General features: G+C 58.0%; 1 protein-coding gene and 1 pseudogene. Both read left to right on the plus strand.

The window, feature by feature from the left end; genetic code table 11:
* A partial coding sequence (locus tag EAE93_RS23660) for a toprim domain-containing protein (protein WP_214040706.1) occupies positions 1-2,564 on the plus strand: 2,564 nt, incomplete at its 5' end.
* A pseudogene (locus EAE93_RS24910) lies at positions 2,551-2,673 on the plus strand (site-specific tyrosine recombinase XerC); the annotation flags it as partial. The gene EAE93_RS23660 and the pseudogene EAE93_RS24910, both read left to right, overlap by 14 nt.

Raw genomic sequence — 2,673 nt, forward strand, 5'->3', positions numbered from 1 at the left:
ACAAAGTGCTGAAAGACAGCCCAAAGCATCTGTACCTGTCCTCACCCCTGGCCGGGGTCTGGAATGAGGCAGCGATGAAAGCCGCTGCGGAAATTATCCTGTGCGAAGCGCTGATCGATGCCATGACCTTCTGGTGTGCCGGGTTCCGCAATGTGATCGCCGCATTCGGGGTGAACGGGTTTAACCGTGAGCATCTCGACGCTTTGCAGTATCACGGCGTGAAACGGGTGCTGATTGCCTTTGACCGCGATGAGGCCGGAGACCGTGGCGTGGCTAATGTAGCCGCTGATTTACTGGAAGCCGGTATCGAGGCATGGCGGGTGCAGTTCCCGCCGGGTATGGATGCCAATGACTATGCGCTGAAAAGCGGCAACGCCGAACATGCGCTGGGGCTGGCCCTGCAACAGGCGGTCTGGCTGGGACAGGGAACCGCGCCGGGCGCGGTGTTCAGCCATGAGCGGCCCGTCTCGTCAGATATGACGGAAAAGCCCCAAAGTGCCGGTGTGGCTGAATCCTCTTCTTTAGCCGCCCCGCCAGAGCTGACCGTTGCACAAGTGCCCTGCGAGCGCACGGCGTCCGGTGAACTGCTGATGAAAAGCGGACCCCGTATCTGGCGGATACGGGGGATGAAAAAATCGCCGGTGCCCGATGTGATGAAAGTCAATGTGCAGGTGCGGGATGAAACGTCCGGCCTGTTCCATGTGGATACGCTGGACATGTATCACGCGCGGCATCGTCAAAACTACATCAGTACGGCGGCGCAAGAGCTGGAATGCGAGCTGTCGGTCATCAAACGCGAAGCCGGGCGGGTCCTGCTGATGCTGGAGCAGCAACAGGATGCGCAACAGCAGGCCGATGCCGAAGCCGCAGGGACAACGGCAGTCACGGTCAGCGCGGAAGACGAAGCCGCCGCGCTGGCGTTGCTGACATTGCCGAACTTAACAGAACAAATTATCCACGACATGGCCGCCTGCGGGGTGGTCGGCGAATCCACCAATCTGCTGACCGGGTATCTGGCGGCAGTCTCGCGCAAACTCGATAAACCGCTGGCCGTGTTAATCCAGAGCAGCAGCGCGGCAGGCAAGAGCAGCCTGATGGAGGCGGTGCTGAACCTGATGCCGGAAGAGGAGCGTATCCAGTACTCGGCAATGACCGGGCAGAGCCTCTACTATCTGGGAGAAACCAGCCTGCAACACAAAATACTGGCGATAGCCGAAGAAGAAGGCGTGCGGCAGGCGGCCTATGCCCTGAAACTGTTGCAGTCCGACGGCGAGCTGAAAATCGCCAGCACCGGCAAGAACGAACAGAGCGGCGAGCTGGTGACGCGGGAATACAAGGTACAGGGACCGGTGATGCTGATGCTAACGACGACGGCCATTGATGTGGATGAAGAGCTGCTGAACCGCTGTCTGGTGCTGACGGTCAACGAATCGCGCGAACAGACGCAGGCCATCCACGCGATGCAGCGGCACCGTCAGACACTGGCCGGGTTGCTGGCTGACTCAGAGAAAGGTTATCTGACGCAGTTACACCAGAACGCCCAGCGCCTGTTAAGGCCGCTGAAAGTGGTGAATCCGTATGCGCACCAGCTCACTTTTTTAAGCGATAAAACGCGGATGCGGCGCGACCATATGAAATACCTCACCTTAATACAGGCCATCGCGTTGCTGCACCAGTATCAACGTGAAGTGAAGAAAACCACGCATCGCGGGCAGGTGATTGAATATATCGAAGTGACGAAAAACGATATCCAGCTCGCTAACCAACTGGCACATGAAGTTCTGGGGCGCACACTGGATGAAATGCCGCCGCAGACGCGTAAGCTGTTGTTATTAATACAGGAGTGGGTACGGAAAACCGCCGGACAACAGGCGGTCAGGGTCGATGAACTGCATTTTACCCGGCGGGATATTCGGGCCGCTCTGCACTGGGGCGATACGCAGCTGAAAGTGCATCTGGCGCGGTTGCTGGAAATGGAATACCTGTTACTGCATCGCCGCGGGCTGACCTACGAATATACGCTGCTGTGGGATGGTGAAGATACCGGGCAACCACATCTGTGCGGATTACTGGAGATGACGGAATCCCAGTCAGAAACAGCAGGCGATGCGTTCCGGTCGGGGTCAGAGGATGTTCAGTCGGGCACAGGTCGGGGCAGGGTCGGCAGTCAGTCGGTCAGTCAAAATCCGGCCTCAGGGCAGGCAACACCAGACTTATCGGCGGAAGTGGCCGGGGTAAAACAAAAAACGGCTATTAAAGCAGAAAAAAAACCGGCTTCAATCCCCCTGCCCGAAGAAACAGAAATGACGAATGACGCTGTTGCGGGCAAGGCGTTCCAGTCGGGGTCAGAGGATGTTCAGTCGGGTACAGGTCGGCCCCAGGTCGGTATACAGCCGGACAGACAAAATCCGGCCTCAGCACAGACAGCACAAGGCTTAACAACAGAACCGGGCGGAGCCGGAAAGAAAACGGTTAACAGACATAAAACGCAAAAGGCCCCACCGCCCGCTGCCTCAGCCGCCCATCCCCAATCCGAAACGGAGGTTAATCATGGCAAACCGTAAACCGCGCAAAGGAAGTCTCCTGACCGTCGATGACGTCTACCGTCAGCCGGTGGGTCCGGCACATGACCCAAAAAGCCTGTATGCGCTGCTGCTGCGCTTCGTGGCATGG

It is taken from the genome of Photorhabdus akhurstii (assembly GCF_018448925.1).
GTDB classification, from domain to species: Bacteria; Pseudomonadota; Gammaproteobacteria; order Enterobacterales; family Enterobacteriaceae; genus Photorhabdus; species Photorhabdus akhurstii.